Origin of the sequence: Coleofasciculus sp. E1-EBD-02 (genome assembly GCF_040218245.1) — a bacterium.
Taxonomy (GTDB): Bacteria; Cyanobacteriota; Cyanobacteriia; order Cyanobacteriales; family Coleofasciculaceae; genus Coleofasciculus.
Window position 1 is genome coordinate 24,065 of the sequence record NZ_JAVJQN010000045.1, and the last position, 16,443, is coordinate 40,507.

The window sequence follows — 16,443 nt, forward strand, 5'->3', positions numbered from 1 at the left end:
ATGTCTAAAGTACTTGTATCCGATCCCATCGATCAAGCTGGAATTGATATCCTCTCCCAAGTGGCTCAGGTTGATGTGAAAACCAATCTATCGCCTGAGGAACTCGTTAGCATCATTCCTGAGTATGATGCCATGATGATTCGTTCTGGCACTCGTGTGACCAAAGAAATCATCGAAGTAGGTAAACAACTCAAGATTATTGGACGTGCGGGAGTTGGCGTTGATAACGTTGATGTCCCGGCGGCTACCCGTCAAGGTATTGTGGTGGTTAACTCTCCTGAAGGCAACACCATTGCTGCTGCTGAACACGCTTTAGCAATGATGCTGTCCTTATCACGCCATATCCCAGAAGCCAATCAGTCGGTGAAAAATAGTCAATGGGATCGCAAACGCTTTATCGGTGCCGAAGTTTACAAAAAAACCATCGGTATTGTGGGCTTGGGTAAAATTGGTTCCCATGTGGCAACAGTCGCCCGTTCCATGGGAATGAAGTTACTCGCCTATGATCCCTTTATTTCCTTGGAACGTGCGGATCAGCTTGGCTGTCGTCTGGTGGATATGGATTTGTTGTTGCGGGAGTCGGACTACGTCACCCTGCATATTCCCAAAACCCCGGAAACCACTCATCTGATTAATGCCGAAGCCTTGGCGACAATGAAACCAACGGCTCGAATTATCAATTGCTCTAGAGGTGGAGTCATTGACGAGGCGGCACTTTCGGAAGCGTTAAAGGCAGGTAAAATAGCTGGGGCAGCACTGGATGTATTCGAGTCAGAACCCCTGGGAGAATCTCCCCTACGTGAACTGGGTAAGGAAGTGATCCTTACGCCTCACCTCGGTGCGTCAACTGCAGAAGCCCAAGTTAATGTTGCCATTGATGTGGCTGAACAAATTCGCGATGTCCTCTTAGGATTACCGGCTCGTTCAGCCGTGAATATTCCCGGACTATCGCCTAATGTGTTAGAACAGCTTAAACCCTACATGCGGTTGGCAGAAACCCTGGGTAATTTGGTCAGTCAGTTAGCGGGTGGGCGAATTGAACAGCTAAATGTCCGGTTACAAGGGGAGTTAGCCACGAATAATAGTCAGCCATTAGTGGTAGCATCCCTGAAAGGACTGCTATCCCAAGCCTTGCGGGAGCGGGTTAACTACGTCAATGCTTCAATAGAGGCAAAAGAGCGGGGGATTCGAGTGATTGAAACCCGTGATGCTTCAGTGCAAGATTATTCTGGCGGTTCGCTGCTGCTATCGGCAAAGGGTTCCTTGGGTGAACATTCGGTGACGGGAGCGCTACTGAGTGATGGTGAAATTCACATCACCAGTATTGACGAGTTTCCGATTAATGTACCACCGAGTCACCACATGCTCTTTACCCTGCACCGTGATATGCCGGGAATTATTGGTAAAATTGGGTCGCTGCTGGGTAGTTTTAATGTGAATATTGCCAGTATGCAGGTCGGTCGCAAAATTGTGCGAGGGGATGCTGTAATGGTCTTGAGCATTGATGATCCCCTACCGGAGGGAATTTTGACCGGAATTACCGAAGTTCCTGGTATTCGGGACGCTTATACGGTAACACTGTAGTCACGTCAATTTTGGATTTTGGGTTTTGGATTTTGGATGACTCAGACGGTAGAACAGCGATCCTGCGGTCTCTGTTGGTTTCCAACGACTCTCCCTCAATCTAAAATCTGAAATCTAAAATCTGAAATCGTATGGCAAATAGCTGGTGGGAAATTAAAATTTTGGGTGATCCAGCCTTGGAGGATTTGATCTTCTGGCGACTGGACAATTTCGGCTGTCGGGGAATGTCGTGTGAAAGCAAGGGACATTCTCAACTGATCCGAGCGCACTTACCCCAAAATCAGGCACATTTGTTGGATTTGGCAGCACTATCCTTGTGGTTGCGCCAAGATGCGCTGACGGTAGAATTGCCCATTCCCCTAACCCAGTGGCACTTGATTGATGAAGAAGACTGGGCGAGTAGTTGGAAACAGCATTGGCAACCCACAGAAATTGGCGATTGCTTTTTGATTTACCCGGCTTGGTTATCTGTACCCCCACAAACAGAGCGCCTGCTGTTGCGTCTCGATCCGGGTGCAGCATTTGGTACGGGAACCCATCCCACCACGCATCTGTGCCTAGAAGCCCTGGAAATGCGAATCGGTTATGATCATAGCCACCCCGTTATTGCGGATATTGGGTGTGGATCGGGTATTTTATCCATTGCCTCTGTGTTATTGGGGGCAAAAAAAGTCTTGGGGGTAGATATTGATCCCCTAGCTGTGCGCTCTGCCCGCAGCAACCGAGAATTGAATCAGATTAGTGCCGATCGCTTGGTGGTGAAGAAAGGTAGTGTTGAGCTATTATCTCATCTTTTGGGGGAGAAAAAGGTTGATGGTATTCTCTGCAATATCCTGGCAGAAGTGATTATTGACCTGATTCCTGGAATCAGTGCGATCGCCAGTCCCCACAGTTGGGGAATTATTAGCGGAATATTGTTGGATCAGGCTAAACCTATTGCTGATACCCTAGAACAACATAACTGGACAGTAGCGACGCTCTGGAAACGTCAAGAGTGGTGTTGTTTTAATATTCGACGATAGAGGGTTAGGAGTGCCGCATCATCAATACCTACAGTAGAACGCCTATAATTGACCCGTTCAGCCTAAATGATTTTCTGTCAGGAACCCCACGCCTAAAGGCGGGGGCTTGGAATAAAGCCCATACCTGACCAGCCTAAGACCTACGCGGTCTACGTTATGTCCAAGAGTTAAAGTTCGTACCTACAAATGCGTAGCTAGTTTGTAGCTCTACAACTCCAGCATTAAACAGGCTTACAGGGTTAAACCAGTGTGTTGGAGATAGTACCGAGGCATAACTTATGCGAAGCTAACGTTACCCCGGAAACGGGAGGGGCGCAAGCCCAATCAAAATAACCCTTATGCGTACAGGTTGAAAGCACGAGTCTGTAATTGCCCAGACGAAAGGTGAATGCAATACATCGAACGCGGCAAGTAAATCCAAGGCGGTAGGGGTTTCAATTCAAATATGCAGTCGTCTACACGAGGGTAATGGATACTAACAGCTTCTCAAAGGAAGTCCTGTCGGACTGCTGTTTATGTAAGGGGGCAAGATCCTCCCCATACATAAATGATAGGGGTTTCCATTCACCCCCTTACCAACCCCAATTTTCGATGATGAATGCCTTTGCCGCTCGTTTTAGCGTTGCTCTGCTTGTTCCTACAACCTTTTTGACAGTGGGCTTAACGGCGGCGGCTGTGAGAGCGCAAAATGAACTGTATAATCCGATTCCGATTCCTGAGCGTAATCAAGTTTCTGATACCCTCACTGACCAAGATATTCCCACGGGTGAGGGAGGGTTTGCCCGGGACTACACCATAGAGTTGAGTGCTGGCGATCAAGTGGCTATTGATTTGATTTCAGATAGCTTTGATACGATTGTCACACTCTTAGCCTCTGATGGCTCAACTATTGCCGAAAATGATGATGGTCCCGATGGTACGACGAATTCGTTGCTATTTTCCCGGATTACTGAAACCGGAACCTATATTATTCGGGTGCGGGCTTTTGGAGAAACGGGAGGGGGTCCTTTTACCTTGAAGGTGACACGTTTGCGACCAATTTGAATGATGAAATGCTAGAGGTTCAAATCCTCGACTGATTGTAGAGACGTTGCATGCAACGTCTCTACAAGGTTATTGACAAAATGTCAAAATTGACTGCCAAATTTCGGCTTTTACGTCACTTAACGAATGATCACTATTGAGTGGAATAAGCTCCACCCAAGACCGTTCCTTGGCATAGATGAGGCTTTCATTAATGGGAATCACCTTATCATGCTGCCCATGCAAAATTAGAGTAGGAATGGGTCGTTTCAATCGGTGAGTTTGTTCATACTGACGGATATCTTCCACAAATTGATAAGAAAGGAGCAGTTCTTTCTGTTCGCCATAGTGATAAATAGGACGATATCCTTCAACTTGCCATTGATGCCGTGTTTCTTCTCCCAGAGTAGATAACCAATGAGAGAGAAATCCAAAGGCTGGCGCTAGCAAAACCAACCTCTGGATGAACGTGTGATATTCCCCTAACCAAGCCGCCGTAAGTCCACCTAAACTCGAACCGATTAACGTGATTGGCGTTGGCGTTGCCAAAAACTCCGTCTGAATTTGCTGAATCTGACGGGTAAGTGTCAGATGAGAAAAGTCACCCTGGTTCAGATCGGGAACGAGTAGAGTAACTCCCAACTCCGCAAAGCGATCGCGTAAATAAACCGCTTTTGCTGATCCCGGACTGGACGCCAAACCGTGTAAGTAAATATACCTCAAAACTATTTTCCCCTACGGCTTCTCATTTACCTATACCGCTTTGAAACCTTTAAAACGTGTACTTATGTTAAACAAAACTAAGTTATATTGCTTTTTCTCATAAACTTAACGAAAAGTTTGATATGTTTATAATCTATCCTCAAAATAAACACCGAAAACATTCTAGTCCTCACGACTTTGAGCATTTTTATCTTGATGATGATGCAGACTGGAGTTTAGTGGTGATGTATCACTGAGAATTTAGCACCAATACAGTGTAGGGGCACGACATGTCGTGCCCCTACTGGTTGATTGAGATTTGCCATCACAAACGCCGTAGCAAGTTTGAACCGTGGGTATCTGTACCACAAGTATTGAACAAATTATAGGTGGCACTTAACTGTTTCACTTGCTGAGTTTGCCTAGAACTGGGATGCCAAGGATTCGGGTTAGCGTAAGCATAATAGGCTTCTACGCCATCAATGCCCAAATTGGCGGCGGCGGGAATCAGTTCCTTGGCTGAACGTCGATAACGGCATGGATGAGCCAGTACCGCCAATCCACCTGCCTGATGCAAAACATCAATGACAGTTGCGGCTTCAGCCTGCTGATGTTTGGGGGCTTTGCCTTGGAGATAAGACTTTAACCTGAAATGATTGGGATCAAATGCATAGCCCAAGATATGAACATCCGTATTCAATAAGCGAGCGTTGATTTCTACGCCAGTCCAGAGGTGAGGAATTGCCTGAGTGGGTAAAGCGTCTTGGAGGGAATCTAGACAGGTTTTAGCGATTTGATAGCCCTCGATTGTATGATGATCGGTGATAGCAAACCCTTTCAGACCAATGGAAACAGCTTGTTCAATTAACGTTTTGGGATGAAGCTGACCATCAGACGCCTTGGTATGACAATGGAAATTGTAGGAACGAGGACAACTATCGGGACCCAAGGTTTGCCAGACCTGCCGGAGAGCGTGTTGATCTTGTTCTGCTATAGGGGATGATACTAAAACTGGAGCCATTTTAACCACCATGTTTGCTGATATTATTAATAGATGAGTCTAATGAATGAGAGGCTCTCCTCAACTGCTTAAGCCAGTAAGCTTGCCCAGAAATACGTCCTAATCATTTCAAATTGTTAACACTACCTTAGCAAAACTTAGTAGTCATCGTCTGTAAAAACCCTGTAAAGCGGTCTGATTTTCCATTGGTAATTTCTCGCGTTAGCATAACGTTCACTAATCTTTCCACTTCTCCCAGAGGTAGCCAGCTAAGAACCGTCTGCCATTGGCTGTACTAGGAGAATCCCCCATCTAAACCGGAGGAGTTAGAGGGGGATAACGGACGGTTGGACTTGAACCGTTTAAATGACACGCTAAGAGAATCAAGTTTTTGCGTTCGACCTCCTCCACATTCAACTGTTGCACTCCTTACTTGGCAAGAGAACCATCAGAATTGCGCGTTTTCCATGCACATTCTAGTAACTTTGTCCAGCGCTTTTGTAATTGTTTGGGTGTACACTTGAGGGCTTTAGCAATTTCAGCATCGCTCTTGTGGGCTTGTTTGAGAGACAGGAGTTGCTGTTGTTGCTGATCAAGTGTAGCCAAAAAGGTGTCCCATTGGTCAGAGGTCATGCCTAATTTTTGGTCTAAATCAGCTCCTAGCCATTGGTGTACCAGTTTCCAGTGGGATGACCGGGAGAATTTTTCGACATGGTACTTAAAGCGCTGTTGCAGGTAGTCCCGTTGGCGGGGGGTTAGCCCTAAAATCTCATCGATTTCCGGTGCGGCGAGGTCTTGTAACTTTAAGACTAGGTAATCCGCGCAGTCAGAGTGACCTTGTTGCTCAAGATAATTAATCAGTTCACCAACCACGCGATCGCGCAATACTGATTCACTGGGATCAGTGGTTTGAGCGACTAGGTGCGCCCGTACTTGTTGCATCGCCGGGGAGCGGCTTAACTCTTGGGCTTCTTCGCCCTTGGCAAATTCCACCGCTTGCTCAATATCCAGAGCCGTTTCATTGGGTTGGCGTCTGGCAAAGCTTTGCGCTCTCAGGACGATAAGCTGTTGACTACAACGGTTCGGTAAGGTGATGCGCCGCTTGGCATACTGTTCCGTAAATGCCATATACTCCGCCAGTTCAATTTGAGTGCGAGGCGTGTAATCTACATCCACCTCATTTTCCCGGCGAAATGCTTTTAAGGACTCAGCATAAAAGTCTTGTAAAAAGTCCTCAATCAGATTATAACGAGCCGAGAATTTTAACTGGGATTGAGGCTGGGCAACATGGCGATAAACCATGGCACTTAATGTGCTGTGCAATTCAACACGCCCTTGCTTAGACCCCAATTTATAGTAGCCTAAACACTTGTGTAAGCGGTGACGAATTAACGTAATTTGCCAGGAGCGAACTTGACCCGAAGTTTGAATGCGATCGCTCTTGCGGCAAATTCGTTGTACCTCCTGCACCATTCGTTTTGCCACGATTTGAGCGCGACTGGGTAGGCGTTTGGGCTCAGAAGTCAAACCACCGTTGGTTTCTAAAGCTTTGGAACCATAGAGTGCCGACCGCATTTCCTCTAGCAACAGATCAATTAAACTTTGAGTGTCTGTGCCGAAAACTTCCGGATTCTCTAGGTGGTTTGGGGAAGGTTGAGTGATAGATTTAACAGTTTTAACGTTCATGGTATTGCCCCTAAAGACTACAGTTACGAATTACCAAGACATCAGCAGAGGAACGAGTGGTTATTCGGAATAAATGCTCTGTTGCTGTCCACAATTTGAATGTAAAACGTTACGCCTAGTCTTTGGTTGAGTGGTGTGTCACTAAACGAGAGATCACGAGTACACGGCAGACACCCTCGCCTATTTAGGGACTATGCTTATGGCTGTTAACCCTTGCTACACCTGCATTTAGGCAATTGGCAAGGGGTCAGTATTTCCACGGCTTTAATATTGAGTGAGAGTAGACAATTCACAAACTGGGTTTATTTCTGGACGTTCATCCGAAATCCCCGGTCTGTCTCCTGTAGTCCGAATGCTGATTAGCGAAAGCCGAACTGGATTGGGTTTGACTCTAACGGGTTACACCGATGGGTCAAACCTTATAACCCTATTCCCAACTCTGGTTAGCGGGTACAGCCCACGTCATGGCGGCTTCCGCTCCCAATCCTTTCCGCAGGATTGTGGGTTCATTCCCAGTCATATCCAGAATGGTGGATACCTGGAAACTGGGTTTCGAGCCATCATCGACAATAATGTCCACTAAACCCTCAAACTGATCAAAGAGTCTGGCGGTTTCCAGTCCCACGGTGGGGAAATTTCCCATCTCATCAGGTAAATGAGCCGACGTGGAAATGACAGGATTACCTAGCGCTTCGAGTATGGCTTGACAAACCGGATGATCCGGAACTCGGATACCACTGGTTTTACGCTTGGGACTCATCACTAGCCGAGGTACTAACTTAGTTGCGGGTAACAAAAAGGTATAGGGTCCAGGAATCAGACGCTTCATAATCCGGTAAGCCGGGTCACTGACCCAAGCATATTCAGAAATGTTTGATAACGAGGAACACAGAAACGTTAAGGGCTTCTCATTCGAGAGTTGCTTTAAACGCCTGACCCGTTCCACAGCCGATTTGACATTCAAGTCGCAACCAATGGCATAGACGGTATCTGTGGGATATAACATCACCGCACCGTCTTGCAGGTTGTCCCTTATTTTCTCTATTCGGCGTATTTGAGGCGTTTCCGGATGGACGGTGTAAATCGTTGCCATAAATCGTTCCAAATGATTGCAATGGTTAGATGATCTTATAAAAGCCTAAATTCCACGACCTTAAGTGGGTAAAATATGGAGTCGGCATTTGAAAACGCAGGTGCAGTGAGCCAGTGAAGCTATTTATTTACCACACCCCCGAACTTACCCCAACGGATACGACGCCAGATTGTGCGATCGCGGTTGATGTGCTAAGAGCTACAACCACGATTGCGACAGCCTTACATGCAGGTGCTGAAGCAGTGCAAGCCTTCAGCGATATTGATCAGTTAATGCAAGTGAGCGAAAAATGGCTCCCAGAAAAACGCCTTCGCGCCGGAGAACGGGGCGGATCAAAAGTCGCGGGTTGTGATTTAGGCAATTCTCCCCTCGACTGCACGCCAGAGCGGGTTCAGGGACGCCGTTTGTTTATTACAACCACAAATGGTACTCGCGCCTTACAGCGCGTCCAGAACGCTCCTGTGGTGCTAGCCGCCGCCATGGTGAATCGTCAGACGGTAGTGCAGTATCTGCTTGAGCAAAAGCCGGAAACTGTTTGGTTAGTCGGTTCTGGCTGGGAAGGTTCCTACTCCCTTGAAGATACCGCTTGTGCGGGTGCGATCGCGGATAGCCTGATCTCTCAAACCAATCACTCCCTTAGTGATATCGCGGGTAATGATGAAGTCGTTGGCGCTCTTGCCCTTTATACTCAGTGGAAAGACAAGATGTTAGAAATGTTTCACCATGCCAGTCATGGTCAACGTCTACTGCGGCTAAACGGTCATGAGGATTTAAAGTATTGCGCCCAAGCGGATAGTTTAGACGTTTTACCGATTCAGAAAGAACCCGGAGTTTTAGTCAGAAAATCCTGAGTGTAGAAACAAGGCAAAGGTCAGAGGGTAAGCTGTTCGGCATTTAAACCTTAATGTTAAAAATGGTGAAATCCTTGTAGTGCTAGCATCTTGCTCGCCACTAATAGCCAATTTAAATGCATGACAGCCTAGATAGGGAAGTTAATCGAAACGTCAACACTCGGTCAGGGCGGGTTTATTCGCATCAGGGTAAGTTCAGCAACAATAATTAATCATGAAACCCGCCCCTACACATTCAATACTCACTTCCATTCTTCCCTATCTTCCCTATCTTCCCTATCTTCCCTATCTTCCCTATCTTCCCTATCTTCCCTATCTTCCCTATCTTCCCTATCTTCCCTATCTTCCCTATCTTCCCTATCTTCCCCATCTCCCCTATCTCCCCCAGCTTTCTACTGAATCGCACTAGCAATCAACCGCTCCCACGCCCAATCTGGTAGCAACCAATGTAAAAATATATAGAGTTTCGCATCCATCGGTGTAGCATACCGCCGCTTGGGATTGCGACTATTCACCGCCTTGGACACGGCTTTAGCAACCACATTAGGACTTGAGGCATTTTGGTAATCCTCTAACACCTTTGCCATGGGTTCAACCGTTCCCTGGTACGCTGATCCCTGAGAGTTCTCCCGTAACGTCTGAGCCGCAATACTTGACCATTCACTTTCAATCGCCCCCGGTTGCACCACCACCACGCGGATGCCAAAGGGTTCGGTTTCCATGCGTAAGGCATCCGATAATACCTCAACCGCGTGTTTGGTGGCATGATACCAACCACCGATGGGCATCCAAATCCGCCCGCCCATGGAACTGATATTCACGATGGTGCCGGATTTTGCCATTCGCATCGATGGTAGAACCAATTGCGTCAGCCGGATTAAGCCAAACACATTCACATCAAACTGTCGCTTTGCTTCTTGGAGTGGCACATCTTCCAGCGCCCCGTAGGAACCATACCCCGCATTATTCACTAATGCATCAATCTGCCCTTCAGCCGAAAGCAGGGTTTGCACAGCCGTTGTCATACTGGCATCATCGGTCACATCAAGAGACAGAACTTTGGCTCCCATTGCTTTAATATCTGCCATTTTTTCCACTCGCCGCGCCCCACCATAGACGATCCAACCCTCTTTTAGAAGTTGCTGCACGATCGCTTTACCGATCCCAGAGGAAGCACCTGTGATCATGGCAACTTTTTTCTTTGAATTGCTAGACATAGGAGACTCCTATTTTAGGAACGACAAAGGACAAATGACCAATGACCAATGATCCCTTAAAACTGTTGCAAAAAGCGTAAATCACTGGTATACAAACGGCGGATATCATCAATTTGGTGCATAACTAGAGCAAAACGTTCCGCGCCAAACCCCGCCGCAAACCCAGTATAAACTTCTGGATCATAACCAACGGTTTTCAGCACATTGGGATCAACCATTCCACAGCCGCCCATCTCTAACCATTTCCCTCTCCATTTGACATCAACTTCCGCCGAGGGTTCTGTGAATGGGAAATAACTGGCGCGTAAGCGAACATCGACATCTTCACCAAATAATTCTTGGAAGAAGACTTTTAATGTCCCTTTGAGATCCCCAAATGTGATGTCCTCATCAACGGCTAAAATTTCAATTTGATGGAAAACAGCCGAATGTGTCGCATCAACGGTATCCCGGCGATAAACCCGCCCTGGGGCAATAATTCGGATGGGGGGTTCGTTATTTTCCATGTAGCGAATTTGCACCGAGGAGGTATGAGTTCGCAGCAGGTTCCCATCGGGGAGATAAAAGGTATCCTGCATATCCCGCGCCGGATGGTCTTGGGGGGTATTTAATGCCTCAAAATTATAATAATCGGTCTCCATTTCCGGTCCGGTGGCGACGGTGTACCCCAAACCGACAAAAATATCCAGAACTTGGTCGATAATGCTATTGAGGGGATGAATTCGACCTTGAGGTTTATACACCCCTGGCATGGTCACATCAAGGGTTTCGGCGGCTAATTGTGCTTGAATTTGGGCAGCTTGTAACTCTTGGCGCTTGTTGTCTAGGGATTGTTGCAGGGCTTCTTTGACTTCATTAGCCAGCGCCCCAATTCGCGGTCTATCGTCGGGGGATAGCTTCCCCATCCCGCGCAAGATTTGGGATAACTGTCCTTTTTTCCCCAAGTAGTTGACGCGCAATTGTTCCAATTGATCCAGCGTATCCGTTTTTGCGATCGCAGGAGTGGCTTCTTGTTTGAGGGCGACTAATTGGGTTTCTAGCTCGTTGAGCGAAGTAGTCATGAATTCAGTCGTGATCAGGTTTGAGAGAGGCAATGCTTGCCAAGGCTTTTCTTAGTTTACCGTTATCGGCTAACGGCGAGGGGGAAAGAAGACCCTATTATATTCCGCTAACGCCAGAATTAGGAGTGCGATCGCTAATATAACCGCTGTGGTGATCCCGCCGTACTGGACGAGGGTTGTGGGGTTGATTTGGATTAACGGCGTCGGTGTAACAGCTTCGATGGCGTTGGCTTGGGGTTCTAGATTGGGTTGGGTTTGGGGGTTGGTGTTAATCATGGTGTTTACCTCGGTTATCGATATCACCATGATGGCTTGGGTAATAGGTATTTTAGGTAGGCAAAAGTAGGGAAATTTAGAACGTTAGTCTTTGTAGGTAAATGTAGGATAATGTTGGTTTGTTCTGCGTCATTTGTCATTCGTCATTCGTCATTTGTTCTTTAACCACCTGTAGGGGCGACCCGCTTGCACCAATTAACAACACTCATCCATTCAATTTTATCGGGTCGCCCTCTTGTGGATTTGTCCTGTAGGGGCGACCCGCTTGCATTAATGAACAACACCAATCTACTCAATTGACTTGGGTCGCCCTCTTGTCGGTTTGTCCTGTAGGGGCGACCCGCTTGCAATAAACAACACCAATCTACTCAATTGACTCGGGTCGCCCTCTTATCAGTTTGTTCTCAATGTTGAAACGTTGATGGCGCTAAAGCGCAACTACAAGCGCAACTACAAACTGGCAGAATGGGGATGGATTTGATAAAATCGGCAAATGAACCTCAATGCTCACTAATGGACTCAAAAGATGCGCTAGAATTCATCAACAGGCTGCTTAGGGAGAAATCCCAGCCCGTTTTGGATGAATCAGAAGAAGCGATTTTTATTGGGATTTGGGATGAAAAAGAGTATCGGGATATTGCTGCTAAAATTCTTTTCAGTGAGCAACATACTAGAAAACTGGGTGCAGATTTATGTAAGAAAGTTACTCAATACTTAGAGATACGAGTTCGTAAACGCAATTTTAGGAAGCAAATAGAATATCGATATAAAGAGGGGTCAACCCAACAAAATAATGGGTTAAAATTCGATGCCAGTACCTTGGGAATGACCTCTCCCCCTGCCCCTCTCCTACCAGGAGAGGGGAGTAATTTATCGTCCTTCGGGGAGGATAATGATTCAGATATTATAAATGACAATATAATCATCAATCCCTTCACTCCCCAACAAGGCAGAATCGATAATCCGCAAGACTTCTTTAACCGAGAACGGGAAATCCGGCAGATATTCGAGGTGCTTAATAGTGGTAGCAGTGTTGCCTTAATCGGAGTAGAGGGTGTCGGTAAATCTTCTTTACTTTCCCAGATTGTCCGACTGGCGGGCAGTTATCTCCATTCGCCGCGTCAGTCTGTCTTTCTCGACTTAAATACAGTCGTAGATGAAGATGATTTCTATGGTGCATTATGTGATGAGATTGGTATCCCGGAAAGCAAGGGAGCAAGGCTGAGTCGCCATTTAAAATCGCGTCAAGTTCTGCTGGCTTTAGATAATGTGGGAAAAATGACGTGGGATGGCTTTAATCGCGGTGTGCGGGATTATCTACGCGGTTTGGCTGAGGGGAGTCAAGCACCACTGAAGCTGGTTTTAGCGGCGAATGAATCTTTAGATAAACTGTTTAATGATAGTTGGGATAATGGCAAAACTTCGCCTCTGGCAGGAGTTTGTCAAGAAGAAATCATAAAACCCTGGGATGAACCAACCGCCCGTGATTTTATTGATACACGTTTGGCGATGAATTCGATAAAGTTTACTGAAGCTGAAATTAATCAGTTAGTTGAAGAAAGTGGCGGTCATCCCCGGCGATTGATGCAGTTGTGTTATCGAATGTATTCCCGGTATTTGGAGGGTGGGTAATGAGCCAACATCGCCCGGTTCCCCGATTAGATTTAGCGCCGAAACTGAAGCGCCCTTTATCTTTATGGAATCCTTTGGATTATCTGCGTTTATTATATTGGGTTTTTTATTTTCCTCAAGCATTGCGCTGGTATGTAGATACCTTTGGTGGTGGGTATATTCCTCCAAAAGAAATGAATTGGCGCAAGGGATTAGAACTATTGCGTCAGAATCTGGTTCAGCGTCAGTTGCTTATTCAAGGGTTGATGTTGACTATTGTTATTCCTGTCGCTTTTTGTGGATTGCTTCAGCAGATAGGTTTTGAGATTGATTGGAGTCACGTGGCGTTGGGCGTGGCGTTGGGCGTGGCGGGAGGCGTGGCGGGAGGCGTGGCGGGAGCCATGGCGGGAGGCGTGGCGTTGGGCGTGGCGGGAGGCGTGGCGGGAGGCGTGGTGTTGAGCGTGGCGGGAGCCGTGGCGTTGGGCGTGGCGTTGAGCGTGGCGGGAGCCGTGGCGGGAGCCATGGCGGGAGGCGTGGCGTTGGGCGTGGCGGGAGGCGTGGCGGGAGCCGTGGTGTTGAGCGTGGCGGGAGCCGTGGCGTTGGGCGTGGCGTTGAGCGTGGCGTTGGGCGTGGCGTTGAGCGTGGCGTTGAGCGTGGCGGTAGGCGTGGCGGGAGGCGTGGCGTTGGGCGTGGCGTTGGGCGTGGCAATCTGGCGTCCAGAAAACTGGCTGATTGGTTCACTGTTAAACCTACGGCATCTTCAGAATAGAAGTTGGTTATTCCCGCGCATAACTCTAATTCCCATACCTTATCTAGGGTTGCGCTTACAGAATTGGTTGGAACAGGATTGGGAAAAGGGTTTACACAATATCAATCAATTATTGGCATATACTCTACAATTTATTCCTGTTGTAAAAAGCGTTAATCTGGTACTGGCTAAAGCCCCATCAGAACAACTAATTTGGCGTATCTCTCGGCTGGCTGAAACCCCTTTTGATTGGGAGCTACTACGTTTTTGTTCAGCTTCGCTGAATGCGGTGTTTAAGTCAAACGCCGTAGAGTTTTTTTTCTTATTTCCTCGTCATTGGCGGCAACAGCTTCAAGCTAACTTTATTACAGATACTCGATTAGACACCCCTGCTCGTGCTGCGGCGGCTGGTTTTTGGCATCTCCATGAAAAAGAACCCGCCAAAGCAACCGAAGCCTTTGCCGTTGTCCGTTCTCTTCTCTATGGTGAAGAACTCTTCACCCTCGCCCAAATTCTCACCACATTCAACGAAGCCAAAGAACCCGCCAAAATCGCCACATTAGAAGCCCCCAGTCCCCCTAATGAACCCCTACTGCATCCCCTAACCTGGAACACAATAAACGCCCTCCGTCGAGTCGTGGAAGATGCGCGAGTGGTTCAGCGTAGCGTCTCTCGTTCCACCCGTTCCTTTGCCCTCAACCGCGCCTTAGGAGAACTAGAAACTATCCTCAACCATATCGAAACCCTACCCGAAGCTGAACGAGAACTGATTAAAGATATTGCCCAAACTTGGCAAGACGCTTTATTACAAATTGCGACTGAAATTGGGCAGATTTCTATCACTAAACCCGTTACCAATCCTTATGTTGTAGGTGACCCGGTTGAAGGGAATCGCTTTGTTGGACGAGACGATATTCTCAGACAATTAGAAGAACTTTGGGTTATGGGTCAACAACTCCAGTCTGTAGTTCTCTATGGTCATCGCCGGATGGGGAAAACCTCGATTCTTTTAAATGTAGCAAACTGTTCTGGTTCACGGGTAAAAGTCGTTTATATTAACCTACTGCGTTTAGGCAGTCCCCAAGGTGTCGGGGAAGTGTTAATGGCGATAAGTGATGCAATTTCTGATGCTATCGGTTGTCCCCCTCCCGATGATGATGCTTTGCTAAATCTTCCTTATCGGACGTTTGAACGTTATTTTAAACAGGTGGTTGAGATATTACGGGAAACATCTCTACAGGGGTTAATTATTGCCCTAGATGAATTCGAGAAAATCGAGGAACTCATTGAAGCCGGAAAAATCCCTAATGATTTTATTGGCTATCTGCGGGGATTGGTGCAAATGAATTCTAAAGTCGCCTTTGCTTTTGCTGGATTGCACACCTTAGAAGAAATGACCGCCGATTATTTCCAACCCTTTTTTGCCAGCGTTCTTCCGATTCACGTTGGTTTCTTAGAACCTGCTGCAACGCGCCAAATTTTAGCCAATCCCAGCCTGGAAAATCCAGATGCGACTGTTTCAAATGTCCCGGATAATGAAGCGGTTGATTTTCCCCTGGATTACACCCCAGACGCCCTTGACTTAATCTATCGTCTCACCGCAGGTCAACCTTATTTAGTTCAACTGGTGGGATTCCAACTGGTGCGCCGTTACAATGATTTTGTGTTTGAACAGGGACATTCTCGTGATCCAGTTTTTACGGTAGAGGATGTGGAAGGGGTGATTAATGACCCCGCATTTTATCAGCGGGGACGGTATTATTTTGATGGGGTTTGGGGTCAAGCGGCGCGAGGGGTGTCGGGTCAACAGGAAATCCTCAAGATGTTAGCGCCTCACCCGGATGGGTTAACGATTGAACAATTAAGGATAAAATTAGCAGAATCATTCAGAGAATCAGGACTTGCGCCCCTAGAGGAGGAACAATTAGAGGAAGCGTTGGAGACATTAATACGCCATGATGTGATTCAGCAACAGGGTGATTATTGGCAGATTATTGTCGAACTTTTCCGGCGCTGGATGTTAAATCACTAGATTGTCATTTGTCATTTGTCATTTGTCCTTCGTTGAATCAATTTTTTACCGAATTGTAGTGGCGTGACATACCGACTTTTATCAATTAACCTTACGCCAAGAAACCGTAGGGGCGCACTGACGTGCATTGGTATAAACTTAAGGTGAAAGGCACAACTGGCAAGCTTTCCACCCTCATCCCCTAACCCCTTCTCCCACCCCCCTCGTTCCCCCTGACAAGAGGGGGGAGGACAGAGGATGCTTCGCTTTTTTTGCATAGGAGAAGGGGAATCATCACATAAAACCGCTTCTAGTATCAGGGAAAAAAACACCCTTTCTTTCTTGTATTTATTGCTCCCCTCTCCCATGGTGCGAGAGGGGCTGGGGGTGAGGAGGTTGTAGCTTAAGTTGACACCTAAGTCGCCAAATTGGACGCCTGGAAATAAATTTCCGGCTGAAAGCTAAAGTAAGCTAAAGCTTACTGAGTATTTGAACCCGTTTTAACGGGTTTTAGCTTTTAGCCCGAACTTTAGTTCAGGGCTTAGGCTAAAATTCCGA

The 16,443-nt window shown here is 47.1% G+C and carries 14 protein-coding genes; 6 read left to right on the plus strand and 8 right to left on the minus strand.

Going from position 1 to position 16,443, the window contains the following annotated elements; genetic code table 11:
• The 3 genes from serA (at position 1) to RIC07_RS08495 (ending at position 3,650) form a co-directional block, all read left to right on the plus strand.
• Positions 1-1,584: a phosphoglycerate dehydrogenase gene (gene serA / locus RIC07_RS08485; RefSeq protein WP_446383038.1), complete on the plus strand. Its 1,584-nt coding sequence runs from the start codon at positions 1-3 to the stop codon at positions 1,582-1,584.
• Positions 1,585-1,715: 131 nt separating this feature from the next.
• On the plus strand, positions 1,716-2,606 hold the full coding sequence (prmA, locus tag RIC07_RS08490; RefSeq protein WP_446394136.1) for a 50S ribosomal protein L11 methyltransferase: 891 nt from the start codon (positions 1,716-1,718) through the stop codon (positions 2,604-2,606).
• A gap of 591 nt (positions 2,607-3,197) precedes the next feature.
• The gene (locus RIC07_RS08495) at positions 3,198-3,650 is read left to right on the plus strand and encodes a PPC domain-containing protein (RefSeq protein WP_446394137.1); all 453 of its coding nucleotides are present in this window, start codon (positions 3,198-3,200) and stop codon (positions 3,648-3,650) included.
• Between the two features lie 69 nt (positions 3,651-3,719).
• On the opposite strand, the gene RIC07_RS08500 is transcribed toward RIC07_RS08495, so the two are convergent.
• The 4 genes from RIC07_RS08500 to RIC07_RS08515 form a co-directional block, all read right to left on the minus strand.
• Entirely contained in the window at positions 3,720-4,352 is a 633-nt protein-coding gene (locus tag RIC07_RS08500; protein WP_446394138.1) for a YqiA/YcfP family alpha/beta fold hydrolase, read from the minus strand.
• Between the two features lie 304 nt (positions 4,353-4,656).
• On the minus strand, positions 4,657-5,364 hold the full coding sequence (locus tag RIC07_RS08505) for a PHP domain-containing protein (protein ID WP_446383046.1): 708 nt from the start codon (positions 5,362-5,364) through the stop codon (positions 4,657-4,659).
• A gap of 396 nt (positions 5,365-5,760) precedes the next feature.
• Positions 5,761-7,017, minus strand: coding sequence for a HetZ-related protein (locus tag RIC07_RS08510; protein WP_446394139.1), 1,257 nt, complete (start codon positions 7,015-7,017; stop codon positions 5,761-5,763).
• 427 nt (positions 7,018-7,444) lie between these two features.
• Positions 7,445-8,110 carry an L-threonylcarbamoyladenylate synthase gene (locus RIC07_RS08515; protein ID WP_446383050.1) on the minus strand — a complete coding sequence of 222 codons (666 nt, stop codon included), beginning with the start codon at positions 8,108-8,110 and terminating at the stop codon, positions 7,445-7,447.
• 113 nt (positions 8,111-8,223) lie between these two features.
• On the opposite strand from RIC07_RS08515, the gene RIC07_RS08520 reads away from it, so the two are divergent.
• The gene (locus RIC07_RS08520; RefSeq protein WP_446394140.1) at positions 8,224-8,961 is read left to right on the plus strand and encodes a 2-phosphosulfolactate phosphatase family protein; all 738 of its coding nucleotides are present in this window, start codon (positions 8,224-8,226) and stop codon (positions 8,959-8,961) included.
• 235 nt (positions 8,962-9,196) lie between these two features.
• On the opposite strand, the gene RIC07_RS08525 is transcribed toward RIC07_RS08520, so the two are convergent.
• The 4 genes from RIC07_RS08525 to RIC07_RS08540 form a co-directional block, all read right to left on the minus strand.
• Entirely contained in the window at positions 9,197-9,367 is a 171-nt protein-coding gene (locus RIC07_RS08525) for a hypothetical protein (protein ID WP_446394155.1), read from the minus strand.
• A complete protein-coding gene (locus RIC07_RS08530) occupies positions 9,354-10,178 on the minus strand; it encodes an oxidoreductase (RefSeq protein ID WP_446394141.1) in 825 nt (274 codons plus the stop codon). The genes RIC07_RS08525 and RIC07_RS08530 overlap by 14 nt, the downstream gene beginning before the upstream one ends.
• A gap of 56 nt (positions 10,179-10,234) precedes the next feature.
• Positions 10,235-11,239: a phenylalanine--tRNA ligase subunit alpha gene (gene pheS / locus RIC07_RS08535; protein WP_446383056.1), complete on the minus strand. Its 1,005-nt coding sequence runs from the start codon at positions 11,237-11,239 to the stop codon at positions 10,235-10,237.
• A 69-nt stretch (positions 11,240-11,308) separates the two neighbouring features.
• A complete protein-coding gene (locus RIC07_RS08540; RefSeq protein WP_446394142.1) occupies positions 11,309-11,515 on the minus strand; it encodes a hypothetical protein in 207 nt (68 codons plus the stop codon).
• Positions 11,516-12,028: 513 nt separating this feature from the next.
• Between RIC07_RS08540 and RIC07_RS08545 the strand changes: the two genes are divergently transcribed.
• Positions 12,029-13,147, plus strand: coding sequence for an AAA family ATPase (locus tag RIC07_RS08545; RefSeq protein WP_446394143.1), 1,119 nt, complete (start codon positions 12,029-12,031; stop codon positions 13,145-13,147).
• A complete protein-coding gene (locus tag RIC07_RS08550; protein ID WP_446394144.1) occupies positions 13,147-15,906 on the plus strand; it encodes an ATP-binding protein in 2,760 nt (919 codons plus the stop codon). The genes RIC07_RS08545 and RIC07_RS08550 overlap by 1 nt, the downstream gene beginning before the upstream one ends.
• Positions 15,907-16,443: the final 537 nt, after the last annotated feature.